The following is a 21,370-nucleotide window of genomic DNA, read 5'->3' on the forward strand; positions in this document are numbered from 1 at the left end:
GCCCAGCCGACGATCTTGAACCTGTCATCCGTGAGCAAAGCTTCGTCTGCCATTCCGCGCGTCGTGCTGGACACCAATGTCTGCCTGGATGCGTTCGTCTTTGCCGACCCCCATGCCGAAACCCTGCTGCGCACGTTGCAGCGTGGCGCCGTGCATGCGCTTATCGACCAGGCCTGTCGTGACGAATGGTTGCGTGTGATCACCTATCCGCAATTCGCCCTCGATAACGATCGGCAGCAGCGAGCCACCGAACAACTGGATCGGTGTCTTCGCTATCTGCCGGCCGAAGGGCGCGCCAGCCGCGATATCGTGCTGCCGCTTTGCAAGGATACGGACGATCAGAAATTCCTGGAACTGGCGCTGGCGGCGCAGGCCCAGTGGTTGATCACCAAGGATAAGGAACTGCTCAAACTCGGCCGGCGCACGCTGCGCGATGCCGGCTTTGCCATTCTTACCCTCAAGGAATGGGACGCGCGGTTCACGCTGGTTTGATCGTTCCGCGACGATGCTAGGCGCTCGTCATGATGCGGAGCTGTCGTATGAAATCGATCCTGCTCGCGGGAACCGTCTTGGTCCTGGCCGGCTGCGGTACGGCTACGCAACATGACACGGCTATCAGAGACGCGGTCGCCAACCGGGTGTTCCTGTATCAATCGCCCAACGACGGCGATGCCACATTGACGGTAACCCGGGAAAACGGCCTGTTCGGCGGTGGCTGCTCCAGCCGCTTGAGCATCGACGACAAGTTCGCCGCGGATATCGAGACCGGCGAGCAGGTGACGTTTCATCTGCCCAATGGACAGCACAGCCTGGGCCTGGAAACTTCAGGTGCCTGCCAGAACAACCCGACTCATGCCGATGCGAACATCGGCGCCGGTGAGACCCGCCAGTTTGCGATCAACAAGCGCGGCACCGCGCTGTCGTCGGCGGACAAGCGCTGATCAGGGCGCCTTGGCCATCTGTGTCTGAGGCGCACTGCATTTCAGGTAACGCGAACCACCGAGCCATTGGCGATCGGGGTAGTAGGAGAAGACGTATTGCCCGCCCTTGAGCGTATCGATCAGCCGATGCGCTACCGCCGAACGTACCGCCGGACAACCCCAACTGCGGCCGATACGGCCGTGGCGGCTGGCGGTTTTCGGGTCGACATAGCCCGCGCCGTGAATCACCAGCGCGCGGTCGAGCGCACGGTCGTTGACGCCTGGCTCCAGCCCGTTCATGCGCAGCGAGTAACCGTTGTGTCCGTCATAGGTATCGAGCGTGCGGAACAAGCCCAGGCTCGATTCGAGGCTGTCCGGCTGGTTGGAAAACTTCGTCGCCATGTTGTCGCCCGAATTGCGCCCGTGCGCGACCAGTTCATGGAACAACAATTTTCGGCGGGTCAGGTCGAACACCCACAGGCGCGGCTCGGTCGACGGTCGCGAATAGTCGATCACGGCCAGGCGATCCGACGCAGGCAGGCCGCTGGCGGTAGCGCAGTCGGTAGCTTTCAAGGCGAGCCCGATCACGCGCGGGTTGGCCTGGGGCGCCAGGCGGGTGAGCGCATCCAGCAGCGTGGCATCGGCTGCGTGGCTGGGGGCAATGCAAAAAAAAGCTGGCACAAGCGCCGCAATAAACGCGGCGTAGCGTGGGAGTCGGAACATGAGATGTCGGGCTGCGAAACAACATGATCATCCTATCAAGGAACTGTTAATTCTTCGTTGGATCATGTATTTAGCGGGTTGTGAGGGATGGTGTTAAGTCGAGACTGTCGAAATAAAGCGGCCTCAACCATGGAGCAGGGGGATGCAGATGTCGTCGCGTGAGGTGTTCAAAACGTGGGTCAGGCGGTTGCTGGTGGCCGGTGTGCTGGTAGCAGGCATACCGTCGGCGGCTGCGCAGGCACTCGACCCGGTGGCCGACGCCGTCCATCGGCGTATCACCGAGATAAGCACCGCCAATGCCGGCACGCCGGGATTGGGGCGTGGCTTGATCGTGCTGTATGAGCAGCGCATGGATCGTCCTGTGTGGACGCAGCCCGAAGCTCTCGACCAGCTGTTCGTCGCGCTCGATGGCTTGCGCGACGACGGCCTCGACCCGAACGATTACGGCCTGAGCCAGTTGCAATGGCAGCGCGCGTCGATCGATAGCGGCGATGTATCGCCCGACCAGCTTGCCTTGTTCGACCTGCGCGCGACGGACGCCTATCTCACCGCATTGACGCATTTGTATCTAGGCAAGGTCGATCCGGCCTCGCTCGATCTGCATTGGAATTACGATGCGCGGCCGTTGAATATCGTCGACGGCTTGAACGCGGCAAGCGACGCGATCGCCAGGAACGACATCGTCGGCTTGTTCGACCGGGCGCGCCCGCAGCATCCGCTCTACAACCAGTTGCGACACGCCTTGGCGTCGATGCGCGAGATCGCCGAGCGCGGCGGTTGGCCGGAGATTCCCGATGGCCCGACGATCAAGCTCGGCATGAAGGATGCGCGTCTGCCCATCTTGCGCGAGCGTTTGATCGCCGGCGGCTATCTGCCCGACAGCGACGCGCAGAGCGAGCGTTACGACAGCGCGCTGCATGACGCTGTCAAGCAGTTCCAGCAGGAACAGTACCTGGAAGACGATGGCAATCTTGGCCCTGTCACCCGTATCGCGCTCAATGTGTCGGCGGACACGCGCGTAGATCAGTTGCGCATCAATCTGGAACGCGCGCGCTGGCTGTTGCACGAAGTGCAAGGCGACTTTGTATTGGTCGATATCGCCGGCTACAAGATCGCTTATTACAAGGATGGCCAGCCGATCTGGAATGCGCGTGTGCAGGTAGGCAAGCCGTATCGCAGCACACCGGTTTTCAAATCCAGGATTACCTACATCACGCTCAATCCGACCTGGACTGTCCCACCCACCATCCTCAAACAGGACATGCTGCCAAAGGTGCGGCACAGCCGTGGGTATCTGGCCGCCAATCGCATTCGCGTGCTCAACACCGAAGGCAAGCCGATCGATGCCTCAGGGGTGGACTGGAACAATCCGCGCGGCGTCGTGCTGCGACAGGATCCGGGGCCGGGCAATTCGTTAGGGCGATTGGTGATCCGCTTTCCCAATCCCTATGCGATCTATCTGCACGACACGCCGCACCAGAATCTGTTTGCGCGTGGGCAACGGGCCAACAGCTCAGGCTGTATCCGTGTGGAACGTCCGCGCGAGTTGGCGGCGTTGCTATTGGACGATCCGGAGAAATGGAATGCGCAAGCAATCGACAAGGCGATCGATACGGTCAAAACGCAATCCGTCATCCTGAAACGCCCCGTACCGGTACTGCTGGCGTACTGGACGGTGGAGTTACACGAGAACGACCGTCCGAGCTTTCGCCAGGACATTTACGACCGCGATGACGTGACACAAATGGCGCTCGATCAGCGCCGGGTGTCGGTGCTGTCGCCACTGATACTGGGAGAAGCGCCATGAGCGGCGGTGCATTGGAATTCGTGTCGGTCAACTGCCCGTATTGTGGCGAGCCCATCGATCTGGCCGTCGACACGTCTGTTGAAGATCAGCAATACACCGAAGATTGCCAGGTCTGTTGCCGACCAATGATGGTCGGCGTAGTAGTGGACGACGAAGGAGAAGTGGACGTTCGAGTCTGGCGGGAAGGCGGAGAGTAACGCCCTCACTCACTCCTGCGTCTAACCCACCGCACTCATCGGCAGCAATTCGAACAACCTGCGCGAATCCATCACATCCACTTCCAGCCGATCCAGCCGTGCACGCGTGGCGATATCGGTTTCCGAGGTGACCGGGCGGGTCAGATCCCACAGCACGTGGGTCTTGAAGCCCATGTCCACGGCATCCTGCGCCGTCCACAGGACGCAGACGTCGCGCGCCAGGCCGCAGATATAGAGTTCGAACACGTTGCGGTCGCGCAGCCAGCCGGCCAGGCCGGTGCTGGGGCGTGAGCCGCTGGGGCCGTGGTTCTCGCGAAACCCGCTATAGGAATCCACCCGCGGATCATTGCCCTTGCGCAGTACCAAGTCGGCGGCCGACCAGTCGATCGCCGGATGCAGTTCGGCACCCGGGGTGCCTTGCACGCAGTGCGACGGCCATAACGTCTGCGCGTGGCCGTAAAGCGGGATGCGCTCGAAGGGTTGGCGGTTGGCATGCGATGCGGCAAAGGACACATGACCGCGCGGATGCCAGTCCTGGGTTGCCACCACGTGGCGAAACAGACCGGTATCGAGCAGGGCGGCGATGCCGGGCACGATCGCGTCGCCTTCGTGGCAGGCCAGCGGGCCGCCGGGCATGAAGTCCGGTTGCACGTCGATAACAATCAATGCGGCGTGTTCGCTGATGAACTGGCTCATGGTCGCAGCTGGCCCAGTTGTGAGTCTTGTGGTGGTGATGCCCGTCGGCGTACCGAGTCTAGCCGCTACCGGCCTCGCCGGATTGTGATGGGGTGGACTCGACGATTGTGCTTGATGCCACGTATTCAGATTTCGTACTGGCGCGTTCTATATCCGCTTAGCCTAATGACACCCGGGCATAATGGGTGACCGACTGACAGGTAGCGACAAGTAATGCATTACGACCAATCGTGGATGGGCTATGGGATGGTGGGGGGCATGCAGGCGGGGTTGATTGCCCTGATCGTGGGCGCCCTGGTCTTTGGGGTATTTCATGCCATCGGTACGCGCAATGGCTGGCACTACGGGGCCCAGTTTGGCTGGTCTTACCTGATCACCTTGGCGTTGGCCGCCAGTGGCGACCTGTCCGACCTGGTCTATTTCAACTACGGCCAGTTGCAGTCGATCCAGTTGCTCAAGGCGAAGCTGGCCGAGGTGCATGACCCGGACGGCATCGGGACGCGGGTATTTTTCGAGTTCTGCGGCGCCGCCGCAGGTCTTTACGTCGGTTGGCTGCTGTTTGGCGTTTTAGGGCGACGTTGGTTCGCCAGTCTGCGAAAATAGCGGCTGTTCGCATCGGCAGGCCAGGTGCGGCGCCCTTTCCCCGGAAGTCCCCGTACCATGTCCAGCCCTGAAACCGAAACGGTCGGCAAGGCGCAGCTGACGCTGCGCATCGTGCAGGTTGTTTGCTTTACCTTTTTTGCTTACCTGGTGATCGGCCTGCAGCTCGCCGTGCTGCCGCCATTCGTCCATAACGATCTGGGCTACGGTGCGGTACTCGCGGGCCTGGTGATCAGTACCCAATATGTGGCCACCTTGCTCACCCGCGGTTTTGCCGGGCGAACCACGGACGTCGCCGGGCCCAAGCAAGCGGCCTTGATCGGCATGACGGCCTGCGGTATCAGCGGGCTGCTGATGATTTTCGCCGCACTGGCGCATGCGACGCCCGGGCTCTCGTTCGGCCTGATGTTGGTCGGCCGCCTGGCTCTGGGGTTTGGCGAAAGCTGTGTCGGCACCGGCTGCATCATGTGGGGCATCGGCCGCGTCGGTGCGTCGCATACGGCCAAGGTGATTTCCTGGAACGGCATCGCGACCTACGGCGCGCTCGCCGTGGGTGCGCCGCTGGGTGTGCTGCTGACCGACCGCTTCGGCTTCATCGCGATCGGCATCAGCGGCATGCTGCTGATGATCGGCGGCATGCTTGCTGCCTGGCGTCGTCCCGGCGTGCGTGCCGAAGCGGGCGAACGTTTGCCGATGCATCATGTGTTCGGTCGTGTCATGCCGTACGGCATGGGCCTCGCGCTGGGTGGGGTAGGGTTTGGTGTCATTTCCACCTTCATCACGCTGTACTACGCCAGCGTGCACTGGAGCGGTGCGGCTTTGGCGCTGAGCGTGTTCGGCATCTGCTTCGTCAGTGTGCGCCTGGTCATGGGCGGTGCGATTTCACGCTTCGGCGGCTATCGCGTGGCGATGACATCGCTGGTCATCGAGTGCCTGGGTTTGATCGTGCTGGCGCTGGCGGGCAGTTCGGCCATGGCGATGCTCGGCGCCGCACTGACCGGCATCGGCTTCTCGCTGATCTTCCCTGCGCTGGGTGTGGAGGCGGTCAGCCGCGTCAGCATGAACAACCGTGGCGCCGCGCTGTCGGCCTATTCGGTGTTTATCGATGTGGCCTTGGGTATTACCGGGCCGCTTGGCGGCTGGATCGTTTCCGGCGGCCGTTACGGCCCGATGTTTGCGATCGCCGCCGGCTTGTCGCTGGCGGCGATGTTGCTGACCGGGCTGCTGTATATGCGCTACGGCAAACCGGTGCGCGCCTGAGACGTCCACACGCTGTGGGTGTCGCCCTCACGCGCGCGTCGCGATGAGGCGCGTGCGAAGGCGAAGAATGCGATCGCCAACACGATGCCAACCAGGTCGACACCAAGCACGGCCATTGTTTGCGGTGTCCATGGCCGCATCCATGCGCCGGCGTTGCGCAACAGATCGGCCAGTGCCACGGCCAGCGTAAGCACGCCGGTAGCGATCAGCAGCTCGACGGTCGCGCGTGCCACCGGGCGCACGCAGGCGTACGCGCAGGCGGCGAGGAACAACCCGTAGCATGCCGCGCGTTGCGGCCATTGCGCATCGATATCCAGGGACGAAGCGATCATCGTTGCCGCGAAGGTACCCGAGATCGCCAGGCACGAACCGATACAGACACCAACGGTGGCGCGCGCCATGACGCGGGTCTTGAGGGGTTGATCCTGATGGCGCCGCTTGCGTCGCGACTCGATCCACAACAGGTTGCCCGAATAGAACAGGAAGGCGCCGGCCAGGCCGAGCAGGAAGTACAACCATTGCACCGGTCGGCCACCGAAGTTGCCGAAGTGCAAGGTGTACATGGCGGCGTAGGCGATGCTGTTGCCATCGCGGTTGCCACCGACACTGGTCATCAGCGGCTCGCCGGTGCCGGCGTTCAGTGCGATATAGCCGTAGGTATCGAGTGCGCGATCGGACAGGCCGCGAACCATGGCTACCGCGTTGCGATCGCCGTAATGTGTGAAATGCACATAGTCCGGTTCGAAGTTTGCCGCACCGCGCGTCTTGGCGACGGCCTGCGCACGAGCAGCAAGTTCGTCATATGAAAGCATCGTCGTGGCGACACCGCTCGCTTGCACGACCGGTTCCGTGCGCGTCGCTTCAGCGAACGCATCGAACAGCTTGCCGTTGAACGCGGTGACATTGAGCGCAAGCATGGTCACGGTGAACAGGCAGAACACCGCGCCGGTTATCGCGAAAATGATGTGGAAAGGCAGGCTGACCACACCGATGGCATTGTGCGCATCCTGCCAGAGCCGCTTGATGTTCTTGCCCACGCGCAGCGCAAACAGGTCCTTGACCAGTTGCGGCAGATGCAGGATCACGCCCGAGACCAGGGCCAACCCATACAACACGCTGACAATGCCCATGAAATACAGCCCGACGACCGGGAAGCCCAGCGAGTCGTGCAGCGCGTAGACAAAGTCGGCCAGATCGTTGGGGTTGCCTTCCAGGCGGGGTTGCGCCAGCTCGCCGGCCGTGGCGAAACGCGATTGGCCATCGCTGACCCAGAACGCGTAAGGTGCCTGGCCTTGTGTCGGCGGCAGCACAATGCCGAAATCGGCACGCGCCTCGGGATGCTCGGCCACCAGCTTGTCGATCAAGCCACCTACGGGTACGGCCGCATCCGGTGCACTGCGCCACGGCGGTGTCTGCCAGGCGGCGATATCGTCATGGAAAACGGTAAGCGCGCCGGCATAGAACGCGATGAACAAGGCGAAGCCGGCCATCAAGCCGGTCCAGGTGTGAACGATCTGAAAGGTTCTCAGCGTGGATGCTTTCATCGCCTCACGCTCCGCCCAGATGACGGGTCAGCCACAACGCGGCGAACGCGGCGAGATTGGCCGTGCCGAAGCTCAACCACGCGCGCGCGCCGCTGCGAAAGAAATAGGCGACCGTCATGCACGCTATCCACAGCGGAAAGAACAACAGCAGCAGCGCGATCAGCGCGCTCTGGCCACCGGGCAGGGCGTACAGCAATGCAATCAAGGCCGCCGACAACGGAAAGCCGAGCAGGACGCCGGCGAGGCAGCGGGCGATCATGCCGACGCCTTGCGAACAGTGCGTCGCCACCACGAGAGATAGGGCAGCAGCACCCAGACCAGCATCAGCATGCTTAGCGTGGCAGTAATGCCGACGCCAGCTCCTTCGGCGATGATCCACGCCGTCAGGCTCATGCCGACCAGCAGCCAACCTGTCCAGCGCGCGATGGGCGGCCATGGCTTGGCTCGCCATTGCTGCTGTGGGCTGGCGAGATAGATGCTGGTGCCGCCGGCAAGGCAGAGCAGAAGCGCGCAGGCTGTGATCACTGGTGTTCCCATGAGTAAGCCGCGGCGCCGAGGCTACAGCGATGTGGCTTCATTACAAATGAGATTTATTATCATTTGTAATGATCGCAGGGTCAAACCCAGGCTGCTTAAAGCCCCCTCACCCCAGCCCTCTCCCCCGGCAAAGCCAGGGGAGAGGGGGTACACAGAGGCAGGCCTGAATCTTGCGCGCCTTTAGCTCCCTCTCCCCTGGCTTTGCCGGGGGAGAGGGTTGGGGTGAGGGGGTGGGTGCTCGCGAAGATCTTACCCACAGCGCAACTTTGCTCTTGGCAGACGATGCGAAGCGAGCACGATCATGCAGCCATCCATTCAAAGCTGCGGGTCGGCAACCCGATGACTGAACATCCATGGCCACAGCCCAGGCAGGGCATAAGCGGGAATCCAGGAGCCATGGTTCACCCCCGGAAACTCGGTAAAGCGAACATCCGCATTGCGTTTCTTCAGCGCGGCATACATGCGCCGTGAGCCCTCCGGCGGGACGACGTTGTCGGCGCTGCCATGGAAAATCCACACCGGCAGACTCACGCGGTCAGCCGCCCAGCCATAGGGGTCGCGTTGTGCCGGCAAACCTTCGACCCGCAGGCCGGGTTCGTCGCTCGCTGGCGCAATGTCGCCGCAGATGATCGCCGCCGCAGCAAAAATGCCCGGATGATGGATGGCGATTTCCCATGAGCCGTAACCGCCCATCGACAGGCCGGTCAGGTACAGGCGATACGTATCGCCGTGAAACTCGCGCACGCTTTCGCGCAGCGCCTGCATCGCCATGCGTTCGCTGTCACCGGTCCAGTACGTATCGTCGGGTGCTTGTGGAATCACCACGACCGCGGGGAAATCGGCGCCATGTTCCCGCAGCCACGGTGGCAGCCCCTGGCTCATTTGTTTCTGGTTGTCGTTACCGCGTTCGCCGCTGCCATGCAGAAACAGCACCACCGGCCATGATTGTTTGGCCGTCCATCCCGTAGGGATGAAGACCTGGTAACGGTACTGGTGACCGGCGACGGTGACTTCGCGCTCGACAAAATGCGACGCCTCGGCGTGCGCGGTGATGGAGGTTGTCATCATCAACAAGGCCAGAAGAACAGAGCGCGGGGTCATGGGTAGCCTTTTATAGTACGGGGTCGAAGAGCCGTGCCACGTGCATGATCAGGCGCCGCAGATACGGTGCCTTGGTGTAGTCGTCGGCGCTTACCTCACGTGACTGCGCAAAGTCGGCAAGGAGCATCGTCTCGACCTCAGAGGCAAAGTGGCGATCGATATTCAACGAACTGATTTCGAAGTTGAGCCGAAACGAACGATTATCCAGATTCATGCTGCCGATCGATGCGGTGTCGTCATCGACCAGCATCACCTTCTCGTGAATAAAGCCGGGCTGATAACGAAACACGCGCACGCCGGCCAGCACGGCATCATGCGCGTACAGGCCCGAGGCCTGAAACACGGCGTAATGATCGGGGCGCGATGGAATCAGTACGCGCACGTCCACGCCGCGAGCGACCGCCAGGCGTAGCGCGGACATCACGGCCTGATCAGGCACGAAGTAAGGCGTGGTCAACCACACGCGCTGAGTCGCTGCATGAATTGCGCTGACAAAGTAGAGCGAACAACTTTCCTGCGCATCGGCTGGGCCGGTCGCGGCGATCAGGGTGAGCGCGGACCCCTCGATCTGCTGGGATGCCGCCATGGGGGGTAACTCGCCGGTCACCCAGTACCAGTCTTCGGCAAAGCTACGCTGCAATTCGGCCACAGCGGGGCCTTCGATCTGCACATGCGTGTCACGCCAGGGCGCAAGTGGCGGTTTAAGCCCTATGTATTCGTCGCCGACATTGAGCCCGCCGGTGAAGCCGATATGGCCGTCCACCACGACCACCTTGCGATGATTACGAAAATTGAGCTGGAAACGATTGCTTTTCTTGCGCGTCGTAAACGCGTGGATCGTGACGCCGCCCGCGCACAACGTCTGCACATAGTGCTTGGGCAAGGCATGACTGCCGATGCCATCGAACAGTACGCAAACCTCCACGCCGGCCGCTGCGCGTTCGAGCAGCAATGCCTGCATGCGTCGACCCAGCTCGTCATCGTGAAAAATGAAGAACTGCACCAGGACATAGTGCTGCGCCTTGCCGATTGCGGCAAAGATGGCTTCGAATGTCGCGTCGCCGTCGATCAGCAGACGCAGGCGTTGGCCGGCGTAAAAGCGCGTATCGAGCAGGTTGGCGATCGATTGGTAACGCATCGCCTCGGAGGCATCCGAAGCGTCGGCGGCCATCAACAGGCTGGTGGCTTCACGCGACTGCAGGCGACTGGCGCGATGTCGGTTGATGTAGCCACGAAACCGGCTGCGGCCGAGGTACAGATACGGAATCAGCGTGATATAGGGCAGCAGGATCAACCCGAGGGCCCAGGCGAACGCGCCCTGCGCGGTGCGCGTATTCATGACTGCATTGACTGCCGCGACGATCCCCGCGAGGTGGAACAGCAGGACGATCAGGCCGATCGCGGTACTAAGCATGAGGGGTCTTTCCTTCCATCGTTTCCAGGACGGCGCTCTCGTGGCGCTCCATCTCGGTCTGAAGATAATCGACAAACAGCCGGATCCGCGTGGGCAGAAATCGACGGCTGGGGTAGATCGCATAGATCGGCGCGTCGATCATGGCGATATCGGTCAGCAAAGGCATCAGTCGGCCTTCGCGAATGTCTTGGGCGATATCCCAGATCGACTTGATTGTGATGCCATGCCCGGCAATGGCCAGTTCGCGCATCAGATCCCCGCTGTCGCAGGTGATCGCCGCCTCCACGCGCGCCGCGCGCGGGCCATCGACGGTCTGCAAGGTCCAGGGCAGGATGCCGCGACCGGGGCGGTGCAGCATCAGGCAGGCGTGATGCTGCAGATCATCGAGCGTGCGAGGTCGGCCACGCCGGTCCAGATAGGCCGGCGACGCGCACAACACTCTTACGTTGCGTGCGATGCGGCGGGAGATCAGGCGTGAGTCGGTCATGTTGCCGCTGCGTACGGCGACATCGATGCCATGTTCGAGCACGTCGAGCGTGGCGTCGGAAATACTCAGCCGCAGGCGCAGATCCGGTTGGTCGGCGGCGAAGCGGGCCGCGGTCGGTCCGATCCACTGCCGCCCCAGATCCAGCGGTGCCGACACGTGCAAGCTGCCGCGAGCCTCCATAAGACCCGCGCCCACGGCGGCATTGGCCTCGTCGATGTCGCCGAGGATATTGAGGCAGCGCTCGTAGTAGACGCTGCCTTCGGCGGTCAGGGCGAGGCGTCGCGAGCTGCGCTGCAGCAGCCGCACACCGAGCACATTTTCCAATCGCGTCAGGCGCTTGCTGGCGACGGCGGGCGACAGCCCGAGCTCGCGCCCGGCGGCCGACAGGCTGCCATCGGTCACCGCCCGGGCGAACAGACGCATGTCTTCGAGATCGATCATCTTCAATCTGGTGGAAAAGATGCTTGCCTAGTTTGGTCAATTCACAGCCAAGGCGGCAAGCTTCATAGTGTGCGGGTCCGATCCATTCCCCATTCGCCCTTAGCCTGGAGCCTCCCATGAAAGCCGTGGCCTACCGTACCTCGCTGCCCAGCAGCGACCCCAACAGCCTGATCGACGTCGAGCTGCCCGAGCCCAAGCCGGAGGCCCGCGACCTGCTGGTGCAGGTGGAGGCGATTTCGGTCAATCCGGTCGACACCAAGATCCGTCAGCGCGTGGATCCGCAGGGCACCGACAAGGTATTGGGCTGGGATGTGGCCGGTACCGTGGTCGCGGTGGGGAGCGAAGTCAGCCTGTTCAAACCCGGCGACCACGTGTTCTATGCCGGCGCTATCGACAGGCCCGGCGGCAACGCCCAGTTGCAGGTTGTCGACGAACGCATCGTCGGTCGCAAGCCCGGCACGCTGGATTTTGCCGAGGCTGCGGCTTTGCCGTTGACCGCGGTAACCGCATGGGAACTGTTGTTCGACCGCCTTGGCGTGCCGCGTGACGGTACACGGCCGGCAGGGACCGTACTGGTCATCGGTGCAGCCGGCGGTGTCGGTTCGATCGCAGTACAACTGGCGCGCAAACTCACCGGCGCAACCGTCATCGGCACGGCCTCGCGCGCCGAAAGCCGCGAGTGGGTGCTGGGCCTGGGTGCGCATCATGTGGTCGATCATCGTGGCGATCTGGCATCGCAGATCAAGGCGATTGCGCCGCAGGGCGTGGACTATGTGCTCAGCCTGACCCATACCGAGCAGCATTTCGCGGCCATCGTCGAGGTGCTCAAGCCGCAAGGCAAACTCGGCCTGATCGACGATCCCTCTACGCCGCTGGACGTCACCAGGCTAAAGCAGAAAAGCATCTCGCTGCACTGGGAGTTCATGTACACGCGTTCCCTGTTCCATACACCGGACATGCAGGCGCAGCATCGGATCTTGAACGAAGTCGCCGACCTGGTGGACGCCGGTGCGTTACGTAGCACCATCAGCGGAAACCTGGGCACGATCAATGCGGCGAATTTGCGCAAGGCGCACGCGCAGCTGGAAAGCCACGGCACCACCGGCAAGCTGGTGTTGAGCGGTTTCTAAATCGAAAGCAGCACCGCAGGCCATGCGCTTGCGGTGCTTGCTGCTGTGTTTATGGCGCCAGGATACGTTCGGCCAGACTGCGCGCCTGCTGGCGGATTTCCGGGATCGCTGTGGTTTCCCAAAGCGTGCCGCGCAGCATGCTGCCGATCGCGAAAAAGTTGGGCCATGCGCCGTTGCCGTGACGCAGGCGCCCATCGGGTTCGGCTTCCAGGCCCAGGCCCAGTGCATCGGCGGTCACGTGGCCGTTGGTGCTCAGCTGGCGGATCAGTGCGTGCGGTGTGCGGCGTACATCGGTATTGAGGCCGACAGTCTGGATCACCAGATCCGCCGGCATCGTCGTCGCCGGACCAAGCCCGCGCGGTGTTACGTTCAAACGCAGACGTTCGCCGTCGAGCTGCACATGCTGCAAGCGCCCTTGTCGACGCTGCAGGCGGCCATCGCGTTCGAGCGCTTTCAATGATTCGGCGGCCTTCGGCGGCATGCGGTGTCTGACCCGTTCCCAGGCCCAGCGCACGTGACGCAGAAACCGCGCACGTTCGGTATGGGGCAGTTCCTGCCACAAGCTCGGCAGATGTGGGCGCAGGCCATCGACAACGGTACGCCAGTCGTTGGTGCCTTCGATCGTTTCGCGTACCAGGCGCATCCATGTACGCAAATCGGGTGCATCGCGCATCGACTCGAACAGTTCGCCGCCATCGTCCAGCGGCACGGACGGATTGAGCATGTGCGCCTCGGGCAATTTGCCGTGCCGCGAGATGGCGGTAAAGCGCGCGTTCGGCCATTGCGCGCTCAGCTCCAGCAGCACATCGGCGGCAGTCAGCCCCATGCCGACGATCACGATCTCGCGTGCCGTGGCATCGGGTTTGAGGTTGGCCATGAACCGCCACGGATCGACGATGTAATTGCCGCTGGCAAGTACGTCGTCGCCGACGCCTATCAATGGCTGGGGAGGCAGCGAGCCGATCGCAAGAATCGCCGCATCCACGCGCCGGCTTTCATCGCCCTGAATGACGGTGACACCATCGTTCTCGGGTACCAGCGCGTCGACGTCGAAGGGGGTTACCTGTACGTCGTGCCCCGCTTTGGCGGCCTGATCGAGCACGCGTTTGACTTCCGCTTCCAGGTAATCGCCATACAATCGGCGCGGCAGAAAGTCGGTGCCGGCGATGCTGCTGTCGCCGCGCTGGGCGAATTCCAGGAAGCCGCGTGGCTTGCCGGTGAACATGCTCATCGAGGCCGCGCGGACATTCAATAGATGGCGTTCGGACGTCGTGCCGTAAGCCACGCCGCGTGCCACCGTGCCCGCGCCGGTATACCAATCCAGATGCAATGGTTGCGCAGACGGGCGATCCAGCAGTTCGCTGATTACTGTGGCGGCAGCTGCGCCGCCGCCGATAATGGCGACCCGTCGAAACATGCATTTCCTTCTGATGTGCGCTGAGTGGAGAGCTTATGCTCAGGCGAGCAGCGGGCCGGCGATAACCGCGCGCTGCGGCTGAGCCAGCCAACGGTCGGCTTGCTCGGCACGCTCGTAGGTGAAGTACTCTGCCAGATTGCCGCCGTAGACGTGAAGCGTCAATGCGGTTTCATGCCGCGACAGGTTGCGGCAGCGGTGAGCATACTGCTCGCCGCCATCGAACCAGGTGGCATCGCCCGGGCCCAGCCAGTCGCGGCCGCGGCTGCGCAGGCTATCGGTGGCCGGGTCACGTTCGTAGGATTCCACTTCGAGCGCACCATGCAGCGCCAGCTCCAGTCCCCACAAGCCGCCATGATCGTGCACGGGCGTGTGATGATTCGGCGGCCAGGCCATCACCAGGACACTGATTCCCGGTTTGTTGCGCTCGGCCAGCAGCCAGCGCGACAGCCCTGTCTGTGGCTTGCTCAGCCGCGACACTGCGGTCATCGGCAACGCGCCGTTGCGATGAATTACCGCACCGAGGTCGCGCGCCATCGCAGCAAGGTCCGGCTGCTCGCCGACACCGTACGCCAAGGCGATTTCACGCAATGCCTTGAGTGTATGTGAGTGCTTACCCATGCTCTGAAGCTCTGCCGGAATGGGCGGAGTGGAACATGGCAGTCGTTAAAGACCTGTAACCGCGGATTCCTGCGGATAAAGGTATGACTTTCGCACCATGCGGACCTTGCCGGGCCGTCGTAACCTGGGTGCGTGGGTAGTTAAACCCTTGAGTTCACGACGGCATCCAAGGTGTGTACGGCTTCAATTGGCCGCATTCGCAAGGAGAGTAGTGATGATCGCGATCGGTATGCTGGTGATGGTGGTAGCGACGCTGTGGCTGGTCGTGGCGGCCATCGGTTTCGTCTTCAAGCTGGCCTTCGCCATTGTCGGCGGCGTGTTCAGCGTAATCGGTGCCTTGTTCGGCCTGGTGATCGGCGCGGTTGTGCTGCTTTGCATCGCACCGCTGATCATATTGGCGATGTTGCCGGCCCTGCTGCCTCTGTTGTTCGTCGTCGGTGCGGTGTGGCTGATTGTGCACGCCACCCGTTCCACACACGCGGCGCCGACACAAAGTACGACAGCGCACTGACATTCTGTTAGCCGTGGAAAGGCCCGGTTCGCCCTCGTGCGGACCGGGCCTTTTCTTATGCACCAACCTGAAACGTCACATCACAGCTGGTTGAGGTTGAACGTCACCGGCACACGTGCCCAGGCCTTCACGTGTTGACCTTGCACCACCGCTGGCTGGAACAGCCATTTTTGCAGTACCTGATCTTGTGCGCTGCGGTCGAGTATCCGCTGGCCGCTGCTTTTCTCGATGACGACATCGATCGGCTTGCCGGTCTCGTCGACCAGCACGCGCAACAGCACCGTGCCTTCGAGGTGGCGTGTTATGCCGTCCTTGGGATAAGCCAGTGGTGCGGTGCGATAGGCAAGTGAAGTTTCTACCGGCTCCGTCACGGGAGCGGGAACAGGGGAGGGCGGTACCAGTGTTTGCGTGGTATCGACGACCTGTACGGGGTTGGCGCTTTCATCCGTTATATGCGTGGACGTCGGTGGCGGTTGCTCGACCTGCTTGGCCGGCTTAGGTATGGCCTTGGGTACGACGACCGGGTGCGGCTTGGGAATCACGACGTCCGGCGGCACCGGCGGCAGCGGCTCGGCCATGATCCAGCGTACCTGCATTTGCGCAGGCGCATGGAAAACTTCCGCGATCTGCGGAGCCATCGGTCGTAGCACTAAAAGCAAAGCTGCAAGGTTGAGGGCGATAGCTGCGCTGAGCGCAGTAATACGGACGCTATCGGGATGCGAACGATGTGCAACGGCAACACCTGCGGACACCATAAAGCCACCTCCTGATGTAGGTAAGAGGAAAGCACGGCGCCGAACGAATAACGGCCCTGAAAGTTACATTGGAAACGGGTCGCTGGGGAATTCGCCCGGTCGACGCCAGTCTGTACTTTCCGCGGGATGCAACGCAAGAGGGGAGGCGGTGGGGTTGGCGGTATAGGCGGCTGTTTGAAACGTTGGTCGTGGAGGTCGGTTGAGGAGCCCCCTCACCCCAACCCTCTTCCCCGGCAAAGCCAGGGGAGAGGGGGCGATTGAGGTAAGTCTTCAACACTGCGTGCTTCTGCTCCCTCTCCCCTGGCTTTGCCGGGGAAGAGGGTTGGGGTGAGGGGGCCGGGTGCTTGCCAAAACGTGCCCTAATGCGCAACCAACATCGGCAAATCACTATGCATAAACAGATGCCGGGTCGTTCCTCCAAGCATCATCTCCGCCAACCGGGAACGACTCCAGGCTCCCATGACAATCAGGTCCGTCCGCCGCGCGTGCGCCGCTTCCAGCAGCAACGGCCCGGCCGCATGCGTCGGACCGGAATCGAACTCTTCGATGTGCGCACGGATTCCGTGGCGCTGCAGCCAGTCAGCCAACCCCGGCGGGGGCAATACGGGAATCGCGTCGTCCGGAAGCATGCTGCTGCCGTCGAGCACGATCACTTCGGCGGCCTGCCGTAGCAGCGGCGCGGCAGCGGCCAGGGCAATGGCCGATTCTCGGCTGCCGTTCCAGGCAACCAGGACGCGTGCGCCGATTTCGCCAATGGCGACAGTGTCGGGTACCACCAGCACCGGACGACCAGTGCCGAACACGCTGCGCGAGACCTTGCCGAAGCCGACCGGTGCATCGCTGCGCTGCTGGCTGCGTTCCATCACCAGCAGGTCGTAGCCGGAGGCGGCCTGGCAAACCGTCTGCACGCTGTCGCCTTGGGCCACACGCCACACACCGGTCAAACCCTGGGACGAGAGCAGTGTGCGCCAGGCTTCGCCGTGCAGTTCGGCTTCGGCGCAGCGGCGACGGGTCTCTTCCAACTGTACCGGCACGGCTTCCGGAAGGCTGAAGGCAGCAGCGGGCAAATCGGCCACATAGAGCGCGTCCAGTCGGGCCTCCAGTCGCCGCGCCAGAGCCAGTGCGGCACGCGCGCCTGCGCATTGCAGGTCGAGGTGATCCATAAACAACAGCAGATCGGTGCCGGACATAAACATCTCCCATAAGCGACGCTGGAACCAGCTTAGCGCGTCGCGCGTCGGCTTCGGAGAGTTTCGCGCCCGGATAGACGGGCAAAAAAAACCCCGCACAGGGAGCGGGGCAGGAATGACCGGGCATCGGGGGGAATGGGGATGCCGGTGTGCTTAGTCTCCGGGTCAGGCAGGTGTACTGGCGTGCAAATTCCGTAAAAAACACGTTCATCCGATTCTTGCGACAATAAGCGGTCCGGCACGACCGGAAGTCGCAAGGAGTTACAGCAATGAAAATGCGTAAATGGATTATGGCTACGGCACTGATCGCAGCCGGGTTAGTAGTGTTGCCGGCCCAGGCCGCGGACCTTTCCTGCAAGATGTCGTTCGAGATGAAGGGCTGGTCGGCGATCTACCAGACAGCGGACGGCTACGGCACGATCCGTTGCAACGACGGTAAGAGCATGCGCGTCAAGCTCAGCGCCAAGGGTGGCGGGCTGACCGTCGGCAAGAGCTCGATCACCAACGGTCGCGGCGATTTCACCGGCGTGCACAGCATCAACGATCTACTCGGTAGCTATGCCAACGCCAACGCGCACGCCGGGGCCGAACGGTCGGCTGGCGCGCAGGTGCTGACCAAGGGCACCGTCTCGCTGGCGCTCAGCGGCACGGGCCATGGTTGGGATCTGGGCGTGGCGCTCGGCGCGTTCAAGATCGAGCGACGTTAAGATAGACGGCCGCCCAGGGATGGGCGGCCACTCAAGCACACTTACGGGGAAGGTCACATGTCTGTTGCAACCAGTACCGCCGGTCCGCGCTACGCCTTCGGCGATGAGCTGGCGAGCAGTGTCATCCACGGCATCGGTATTGTGCTGAGCATTGCCGGGCTGGCGACCCTGGTGGCGTTTTCCGCCAGGTATGGCGATGTACGCGCCGTGGTTGCCAGTGCGGTATTCGGAACGACGCTGATTTTGTTGTACACCGCGTCCACGCTCTATCACTCGATTCCCGGCGAGGGTGCCAAGCGTGTATTGCGCACACTCGATCACATCGCGATTTTCCTGCTGATCGCCGGCACCTATACGCCTTTCACGCTGATGGCTTTGCCGGGCGCATGGGGTTGGAGCCTGTTCGGCACTATCTGGGCGCTGGCATGCATGGGTAGCGCGCTGGAGCTGGGCATGCTCAAGCGCTATCGCAAATTTGCCGTGCTGCTTTATGTGGCCATGGGCTGGGTTGGCCTGATCGCTTTCAAGCCATTGATGGCGTCATTGCAAACAGGTGGCCTGGCGTTGCTGATCGGTGGCGGCGTGGCGTATACCTTGGGCGTACCGTTCTACCTGGCGCGCAAGCTGCCTTACCACCACACGATATGGCACGTCTTCGTGCTCGCCGGCAGCGTATTGCACTACCTTGCGGTACTGCTCTACGTGCTGCCGGACCACGCCGCCTAAGTGCGTTCCCCGGTCAAAGCCGGGAAATCGTCACCACCTCCGACCCCAGCACTACCGACTCCTGGTCGCCCGCTCGCAAGCTGCGCGAGCCCTGTGCCTGGGCCGCGCCAGCCAGGCGGTAGCTCAGCATGATCGATCCATCGACCGCGCGATGGGTGGCCAGGGTAAACCGTGTCGCACCGACGATGTCGCTGATCTCGCCATCGTCGGCGGTCAGCACATCGGCTTGTTCAGTCGTTCCGGTTGCCGGGTTTTTCACCACGATGCGGTAGAGCGCCTGGGCCGGCGGCTGCTTCGGATCGATGCGTACGACCTCGTCGGCCAGCTGCGCCAGGCAATCGCTGAAGTAGATGCTTTCCACTGAGCAGATCCAGTACTGCGTGGGTGCGTCGACATGAATGCTTGCTTCGGCGGCTCGGCAGGGCTCCCGATTACCTACGTCACGTACCGACAGGCAGGCGGCTTGGTGCGCGGTGTCGTCGACGGAGGGCTGGCTGTTCGAGGCCGATGCCGCAGGGGTAAACATCGAGGCCAACAAAGCGAGCGGGATGAGGCCTTTGCACATGGGAAACTCCTTGCTATCGCGTGTTCGGGGTAAACAAAGGCCCACGCGCAACTGCCAACGCGTTGAGCCAACAACCCACTGAACCCGTTTTATCGACTGCTCCCTGTGCGCCTGCTAGTTCGCGCCAAAGCCCGTGTATTTTGTGCGAATTGCGTCACGCGAAGCGCGCGCCAAAAAAAACGGGGCCGAAGCCCCGCTCTTGGACGCATGCTTGGTGGCTTATTTCTCGCCCTGAAGCGACGGAATGAACTGCGTACGCACGGCCTCGGCCAGCTGCTGTGGCGGTAGCAAGCCCTGGTTGATGACGAAGTCGTTGAACGCCTTGCGATCGAAGTTCGAACCGAGCACGAGCTCGGTATCCAGGCGCAGCTGCTGCAGGCGCATATAGCCGTAAAAATAGGCGGTGGCCTGGCCCGGGCTATTGAAGGTATAGCGATCGAGTTCCTGGCGTGCCATCGCTTCGGACAGGCCGACGTCCTGGGTCAGCACGTCATGCGCACGCTCGCGCGTGATCATGCCCAGGTTGAGCATCGGGTCGAGATAGGCGCGGGCCGCGCGCAACAGGCGCGCCTGCAAGGCGGCAAACTGGCCGGCCGGCGGTTCGTACTGCAGCATCTCCGACTCGGAATACAGTGCCCAGCCTTCGACGTTGACGCTGTTGAAGGCGAACAGGCTACGCGCCAGCGACACGCCGCGTTCGACCATCGCCGCAAATTGCAGCTCGTGGCCCGGGCGACCTTCGTGCGCGGTCAAGGTCCAGGCAGCCGCCTTGAAGGTGAAGTCGTCGTAGGCCTGGCTCTTGTCGCCGTTGGCGGCAGGGTTGCCCATGGTCAGCACGAAGGTGCCTTGCTCGCCGTGGTTGTTGATGAACGGTGGCGGGTCCATATGCGGTGCGGGCACCGCGGCGGCTTCGGCTTCCGACGCCAGGCGCATCTGCATCTTGCGTTGCGGCAGGGTCACGATATTTTCGCGGCGGATCGTGTCTTCGATCTTGCCGATCACTTCGTGATACCACGGTTCGACATCGTTCTTGCCCAGCTGTTCTTTCTTCAATGCCTTGAGCACGTCGCGATAGTCGGTACTTTGAATGCCTTCGGCCTTGGCGACTTCGGGTGCCAGCGTGCGCATCCAGCTGCGCAACTCGACAAACTCGAGCTGTGCCTGCTTGATCAATTCTTCCGGCGCAATGTCGATGCCGACTTGCCGCAGGTTGTACGCGTACAGCGCTTCTGGCAGACGGAAATCGGTACGTGCGCGTGGCAACACCGTGCTGCGTACCCAGGCGTCGTAGCTTTTCATCTGTTGGTCGAGCGCAGCGAGCGCGGCCTTGGCTTCGGGCGTGCCGTCGAGTTTGTATTTCTGGAACAGTTGGTGGATGCCCTGGGCATAACGCGCGCTGTTGGCGAGCTTTTGCTCGACATCGCCTTTGTAGGGCCCCAGCAGAGCCTTATCCTTGAGGCTCGCAGCCATCAGTGCCTTGGCCTGGTCGGCCAGCGCTGTGCAGCCCGGTGCCTTGCCGACATAGCATTCCAGGCGCGTCACGGCCTTGGCGCGGCGCTCTGCCGGTACATCGTCTTTCAGCAGCGCGAACTCGCCGCCGAAGATCAGGTTGCTGACGTCCTGGTACGGCAACAGGTATTTGTGATTGAGATCGATGCCTTCGATCTGATTGCCCGCCGCTTTGATCATGATCTGCAGATCCTGGCGCACATTGGTGTCCTTATCGCCGGCAAGCATGCCTTCTAGCTTCGTCTTTGCCTCGACCAGCGCCTGGCGCGAGCGTGCATCGATGTCAGGACCCAGATCGGCCGTTTTGTCGTCGTAGCCGGGTAGCCCCACCTGCGACGCGAACTCCGGGCTGAAACGCGAGATGGCCTGGAGGAGTACTTGCGCGTCGGCATTGCTGCGCTCCACCCAAGCCTGCGAGGCGGTCTGCGCATGCGCCGCGCCGGCGCTCAATAACGTGGCCGCGATGATGGCTGCGAGTCGTTTGGACATAAGAAGCTCCCTATAAGGTGCGAGCG

24 protein-coding genes are annotated in these 21,370 nt (G+C 62.3%); 10 read left to right on the top strand and 14 right to left on the bottom strand.

The genetic code is table 11. From position 1 onward, the window contains the following. Positions 1–30: 30 nt before the first annotated feature. Both QMG46_RS07780 and QMG46_RS07785 read left to right on the top strand, forming a co-directional pair. Positions 31–492: a putative toxin-antitoxin system toxin component, PIN family gene (locus QMG46_RS07780; RefSeq protein ID WP_281851928.1), complete on the top strand. Its 462-nt coding sequence runs from the start codon at positions 31–33 to the stop codon at positions 490–492. A 47-nt stretch (positions 493–539) separates the two neighbouring features. Continuing rightward, on the top strand, positions 540–941 hold the full coding sequence (locus QMG46_RS07785; protein ID WP_281851929.1) for a hypothetical protein: 402 nt from the start codon (positions 540–542) through the stop codon (positions 939–941). Here QMG46_RS07785 and QMG46_RS07790 read toward each other — a convergent pair whose 3' ends face one another. Then, complete coding sequence (locus QMG46_RS07790; RefSeq protein WP_281851930.1) at positions 942–1,643, bottom strand: murein L,D-transpeptidase catalytic domain family protein; 702 nt, start codon at positions 1,641–1,643, stop codon at positions 942–944. It lies immediately after the preceding gene. Positions 1,644–1,791: 148 nt separating this feature from the next. Between QMG46_RS07790 and QMG46_RS07795 the strand changes: the two genes are divergently transcribed. Then, positions 1,792–3,450: a L,D-transpeptidase family protein gene (locus QMG46_RS07795; protein WP_281851931.1), complete on the top strand. Its 1,659-nt coding sequence runs from the start codon at positions 1,792–1,794 to the stop codon at positions 3,448–3,450. Then, a complete protein-coding gene (locus QMG46_RS07800) occupies positions 3,447–3,647 on the top strand; it encodes a CPXCG motif-containing cysteine-rich protein (protein WP_281851932.1) in 201 nt (66 codons plus the stop codon). Before QMG46_RS07795 ends, QMG46_RS07800 begins: the two co-directional genes overlap by 4 nt. Before the next feature lie 21 nt (positions 3,648–3,668). On the opposite strand, the gene pncA is transcribed toward QMG46_RS07800, so the two are convergent. Continuing rightward, positions 3,669–4,343: a bifunctional nicotinamidase/pyrazinamidase gene (gene pncA, locus QMG46_RS07805; protein ID WP_281851933.1), complete on the bottom strand. Its 675-nt coding sequence runs from the start codon at positions 4,341–4,343 to the stop codon at positions 3,669–3,671. A gap of 213 nt (positions 4,344–4,556) precedes the next feature. Here pncA and QMG46_RS07810 point away from each other — a divergent pair, with 213 nt between their 5' ends. After that, a complete protein-coding gene (locus QMG46_RS07810; RefSeq protein ID WP_281851934.1) occupies positions 4,557–4,946 on the top strand; it encodes a hypothetical protein in 390 nt (129 codons plus the stop codon). A gap of 57 nt (positions 4,947–5,003) precedes the next feature. Next, the gene (locus QMG46_RS07815) at positions 5,004–6,203 is read left to right on the top strand and encodes an MFS transporter (RefSeq protein WP_281851935.1); all 1,200 of its coding nucleotides are present in this window, start codon (positions 5,004–5,006) and stop codon (positions 6,201–6,203) included. On the opposite strand, the gene QMG46_RS07820 is transcribed toward QMG46_RS07815, so the two are convergent. The 6 genes from QMG46_RS07820 to QMG46_RS07845 all read right to left on the bottom strand — a co-directional run bounded on the left by QMG46_RS07820 (position 6,179) and on the right by QMG46_RS07845 (position 11,727). Continuing rightward, on the bottom strand, positions 6,179–7,747 hold the full coding sequence (locus tag QMG46_RS07820; RefSeq protein ID WP_281851936.1) for a PepSY-associated TM helix domain-containing protein: 1,569 nt from the start codon (positions 7,745–7,747) through the stop codon (positions 6,179–6,181). The two genes, QMG46_RS07815 and QMG46_RS07820, sit on opposite strands and share 25 nt — an antisense overlap. Positions 7,748–7,751: 4 nt before the next feature. Beyond that, positions 7,752–8,006 (bottom strand): hypothetical protein, encoded by a 255-nt coding sequence (locus tag QMG46_RS07825; RefSeq protein WP_281851937.1) that lies wholly within the window; start codon positions 8,004–8,006, stop codon positions 7,752–7,754. After that, complete coding sequence (locus QMG46_RS07830) at positions 8,003–8,272, bottom strand: hypothetical protein (RefSeq protein ID WP_281851938.1); 270 nt, start codon at positions 8,270–8,272, stop codon at positions 8,003–8,005. Before QMG46_RS07830 ends, QMG46_RS07825 begins: the two co-directional genes overlap by 4 nt. A gap of 327 nt (positions 8,273–8,599) precedes the next feature. Next, the gene (locus tag QMG46_RS07835) at positions 8,600–9,385 is read right to left on the bottom strand and encodes a carboxylesterase family protein (RefSeq protein WP_281851939.1); all 786 of its coding nucleotides are present in this window, start codon (positions 9,383–9,385) and stop codon (positions 8,600–8,602) included. A 10-nt stretch (positions 9,386–9,395) separates the two neighbouring features. Then, positions 9,396–10,799 (bottom strand): cardiolipin synthase, encoded by a 1,404-nt coding sequence (gene cls, locus QMG46_RS07840; RefSeq protein WP_281851940.1) that lies wholly within the window; start codon positions 10,797–10,799, stop codon positions 9,396–9,398. After that, positions 10,792–11,727: a LysR family transcriptional regulator gene (locus tag QMG46_RS07845; RefSeq protein ID WP_281851941.1), complete on the bottom strand. Its 936-nt coding sequence runs from the start codon at positions 11,725–11,727 to the stop codon at positions 10,792–10,794. Before QMG46_RS07845 ends, cls begins: the two co-directional genes overlap by 8 nt. Before the next feature lie 116 nt (positions 11,728–11,843). Here QMG46_RS07845 and QMG46_RS07850 point away from each other — a divergent pair, with 116 nt between their 5' ends. After that, positions 11,844–12,857, top strand: coding sequence for a zinc-binding alcohol dehydrogenase family protein (locus tag QMG46_RS07850; RefSeq protein WP_281851943.1), 1,014 nt, complete (start codon positions 11,844–11,846; stop codon positions 12,855–12,857). A 49-nt stretch (positions 12,858–12,906) separates the two neighbouring features. Here QMG46_RS07850 and QMG46_RS07855 read toward each other — a convergent pair whose 3' ends face one another. Beyond that, entirely contained in the window at positions 12,907–14,274 is a 1,368-nt protein-coding gene (locus QMG46_RS07855) for an FAD/NAD(P)-binding protein (RefSeq protein WP_281851944.1), read from the bottom strand. A gap of 39 nt (positions 14,275–14,313) precedes the next feature. Continuing rightward, positions 14,314–14,892: a cysteine dioxygenase gene (locus QMG46_RS07860; protein WP_281851945.1), complete on the bottom strand. Its 579-nt coding sequence runs from the start codon at positions 14,890–14,892 to the stop codon at positions 14,314–14,316. Between the two features lie 214 nt (positions 14,893–15,106). On the opposite strand from QMG46_RS07860, the gene QMG46_RS07865 reads away from it, so the two are divergent. Continuing rightward, a complete protein-coding gene (locus tag QMG46_RS07865) occupies positions 15,107–15,403 on the top strand; it encodes a hypothetical protein (protein ID WP_281851946.1) in 297 nt (98 codons plus the stop codon). 80 nt (positions 15,404–15,483) lie between these two features. On the opposite strand, the gene QMG46_RS07870 is transcribed toward QMG46_RS07865, so the two are convergent. Together QMG46_RS07870 and QMG46_RS07875 are read right to left on the bottom strand one after the other, a co-directional pair. Next, complete coding sequence (locus QMG46_RS07870) at positions 15,484–16,041, bottom strand: energy transducer TonB (RefSeq protein ID WP_281851947.1); 558 nt, start codon at positions 16,039–16,041, stop codon at positions 15,484–15,486. A gap of 476 nt (positions 16,042–16,517) precedes the next feature. Continuing rightward, complete coding sequence (locus QMG46_RS07875; RefSeq protein WP_281851948.1) at positions 16,518–17,348, bottom strand: universal stress protein; 831 nt, start codon at positions 17,346–17,348, stop codon at positions 16,518–16,520. Positions 17,349–17,623: 275 nt separating this feature from the next. On the opposite strand from QMG46_RS07875, the gene QMG46_RS07880 reads away from it, so the two are divergent. Next, on the top strand, positions 17,624–18,055 hold the full coding sequence (locus QMG46_RS07880; RefSeq protein ID WP_281852837.1) for a hypothetical protein: 432 nt from the start codon (positions 17,624–17,626) through the stop codon (positions 18,053–18,055). 57 nt (positions 18,056–18,112) lie between these two features. Next, positions 18,113–18,781, top strand: a complete 669-nt coding sequence (locus tag QMG46_RS07885; RefSeq protein WP_281851949.1) for a PAQR family membrane homeostasis protein TrhA — start codon at positions 18,113–18,115, stop codon at positions 18,779–18,781. A gap of 13 nt (positions 18,782–18,794) precedes the next feature. Here QMG46_RS07885 and QMG46_RS07890 read toward each other — a convergent pair whose 3' ends face one another. Both QMG46_RS07890 and QMG46_RS07895 read right to left on the bottom strand, forming a co-directional pair. Further along, the gene (locus tag QMG46_RS07890) at positions 18,795–19,346 is read right to left on the bottom strand and encodes a hypothetical protein (RefSeq protein WP_281851950.1); all 552 of its coding nucleotides are present in this window, start codon (positions 19,344–19,346) and stop codon (positions 18,795–18,797) included. 219 nt (positions 19,347–19,565) lie between these two features. Beyond that, the gene (locus QMG46_RS07895; RefSeq protein ID WP_281851951.1) at positions 19,566–21,344 is read right to left on the bottom strand and encodes a DUF885 domain-containing protein; all 1,779 of its coding nucleotides are present in this window, start codon (positions 21,342–21,344) and stop codon (positions 19,566–19,568) included. Positions 21,345–21,370 lie beyond the last annotated feature (26 nt).

The organism is Dyella sp. GSA-30 (assembly GCF_027924605.1).
GTDB lineage: Bacteria > Pseudomonadota > Gammaproteobacteria > Xanthomonadales > Rhodanobacteraceae > GSA-30.

Excerpts from the sequence above, each read along its gene's own strand:
- QMG46_RS07785 (WP_281851929.1), top strand. The coding sequence starts at position 540 with ATGAAATCGATCCTGCTCGCGGGAACCGTCTTGGTCCTGGCCGGCTGC.
- QMG46_RS07790 (WP_281851930.1), bottom strand. The coding sequence starts at position 1,643 with ATGTTCCGACTCCCACGCTACGCCGCGTTTATTGCGGCGCTTGTGCCA.
- QMG46_RS07795 (WP_281851931.1), top strand. The coding sequence starts at position 1,792 with ATGTCGTCGCGTGAGGTGTTCAAAACGTGGGTCAGGCGGTTGCTGGTG.
- QMG46_RS07800 (WP_281851932.1), top strand. The coding sequence starts at position 3,447 with ATGAGCGGCGGTGCATTGGAATTCGTGTCGGTCAACTGCCCGTATTGT.
- pncA (WP_281851933.1), bottom strand. The coding sequence starts at position 4,343 with ATGAGCCAGTTCATCAGCGAACACGCCGCATTGATTGTTATCGACGTG.
- QMG46_RS07810 (WP_281851934.1), top strand. The coding sequence starts at position 4,557 with ATGCATTACGACCAATCGTGGATGGGCTATGGGATGGTGGGGGGCATG.
- QMG46_RS07815 (WP_281851935.1), top strand. The coding sequence starts at position 5,004 with ATGTCCAGCCCTGAAACCGAAACGGTCGGCAAGGCGCAGCTGACGCTG.
- QMG46_RS07820 (WP_281851936.1), bottom strand. The coding sequence starts at position 7,747 with ATGAAAGCATCCACGCTGAGAACCTTTCAGATCGTTCACACCTGGACC.
- QMG46_RS07825 (WP_281851937.1), bottom strand. The coding sequence starts at position 8,006 with ATGATCGCCCGCTGCCTCGCCGGCGTCCTGCTCGGCTTTCCGTTGTCG.
- QMG46_RS07835 (WP_281851939.1), bottom strand. The coding sequence starts at position 9,385 with ATGACCCCGCGCTCTGTTCTTCTGGCCTTGTTGATGATGACAACCTCC.
- cls (WP_281851940.1), bottom strand. The coding sequence starts at position 10,799 with ATGCTTAGTACCGCGATCGGCCTGATCGTCCTGCTGTTCCACCTCGCG.
- QMG46_RS07845 (WP_281851941.1), bottom strand. The coding sequence starts at position 11,727 with ATGATCGATCTCGAAGACATGCGTCTGTTCGCCCGGGCGGTGACCGAT.
- QMG46_RS07850 (WP_281851943.1), top strand. The coding sequence starts at position 11,844 with ATGAAAGCCGTGGCCTACCGTACCTCGCTGCCCAGCAGCGACCCCAAC.
- QMG46_RS07855 (WP_281851944.1), bottom strand. The coding sequence starts at position 14,274 with ATGTTTCGACGGGTCGCCATTATCGGCGGCGGCGCAGCTGCCGCCACA.
- QMG46_RS07860 (WP_281851945.1), bottom strand. The coding sequence starts at position 14,892 with ATGGGTAAGCACTCACATACACTCAAGGCATTGCGTGAAATCGCCTTG.
- QMG46_RS07865 (WP_281851946.1), top strand. The coding sequence starts at position 15,107 with ATGATCGCGATCGGTATGCTGGTGATGGTGGTAGCGACGCTGTGGCTG.
- QMG46_RS07870 (WP_281851947.1), bottom strand. The coding sequence starts at position 16,041 with ATGGCTCCGCAGATCGCGGAAGTTTTCCATGCGCCTGCGCAAATGCAG.
- QMG46_RS07875 (WP_281851948.1), bottom strand. The coding sequence starts at position 17,348 with ATGTCCGGCACCGATCTGCTGTTGTTTATGGATCACCTCGACCTGCAA.
- QMG46_RS07880 (WP_281852837.1), top strand. The coding sequence starts at position 17,624 with ATGCGTAAATGGATTATGGCTACGGCACTGATCGCAGCCGGGTTAGTA.
- QMG46_RS07885 (WP_281851949.1), top strand. The coding sequence starts at position 18,113 with ATGTCTGTTGCAACCAGTACCGCCGGTCCGCGCTACGCCTTCGGCGAT.
- QMG46_RS07890 (WP_281851950.1), bottom strand. The coding sequence starts at position 19,346 with ATGTGCAAAGGCCTCATCCCGCTCGCTTTGTTGGCCTCGATGTTTACC.
- QMG46_RS07895 (WP_281851951.1), bottom strand. The coding sequence starts at position 21,344 with ATGTCCAAACGACTCGCAGCCATCATCGCGGCCACGTTATTGAGCGCC.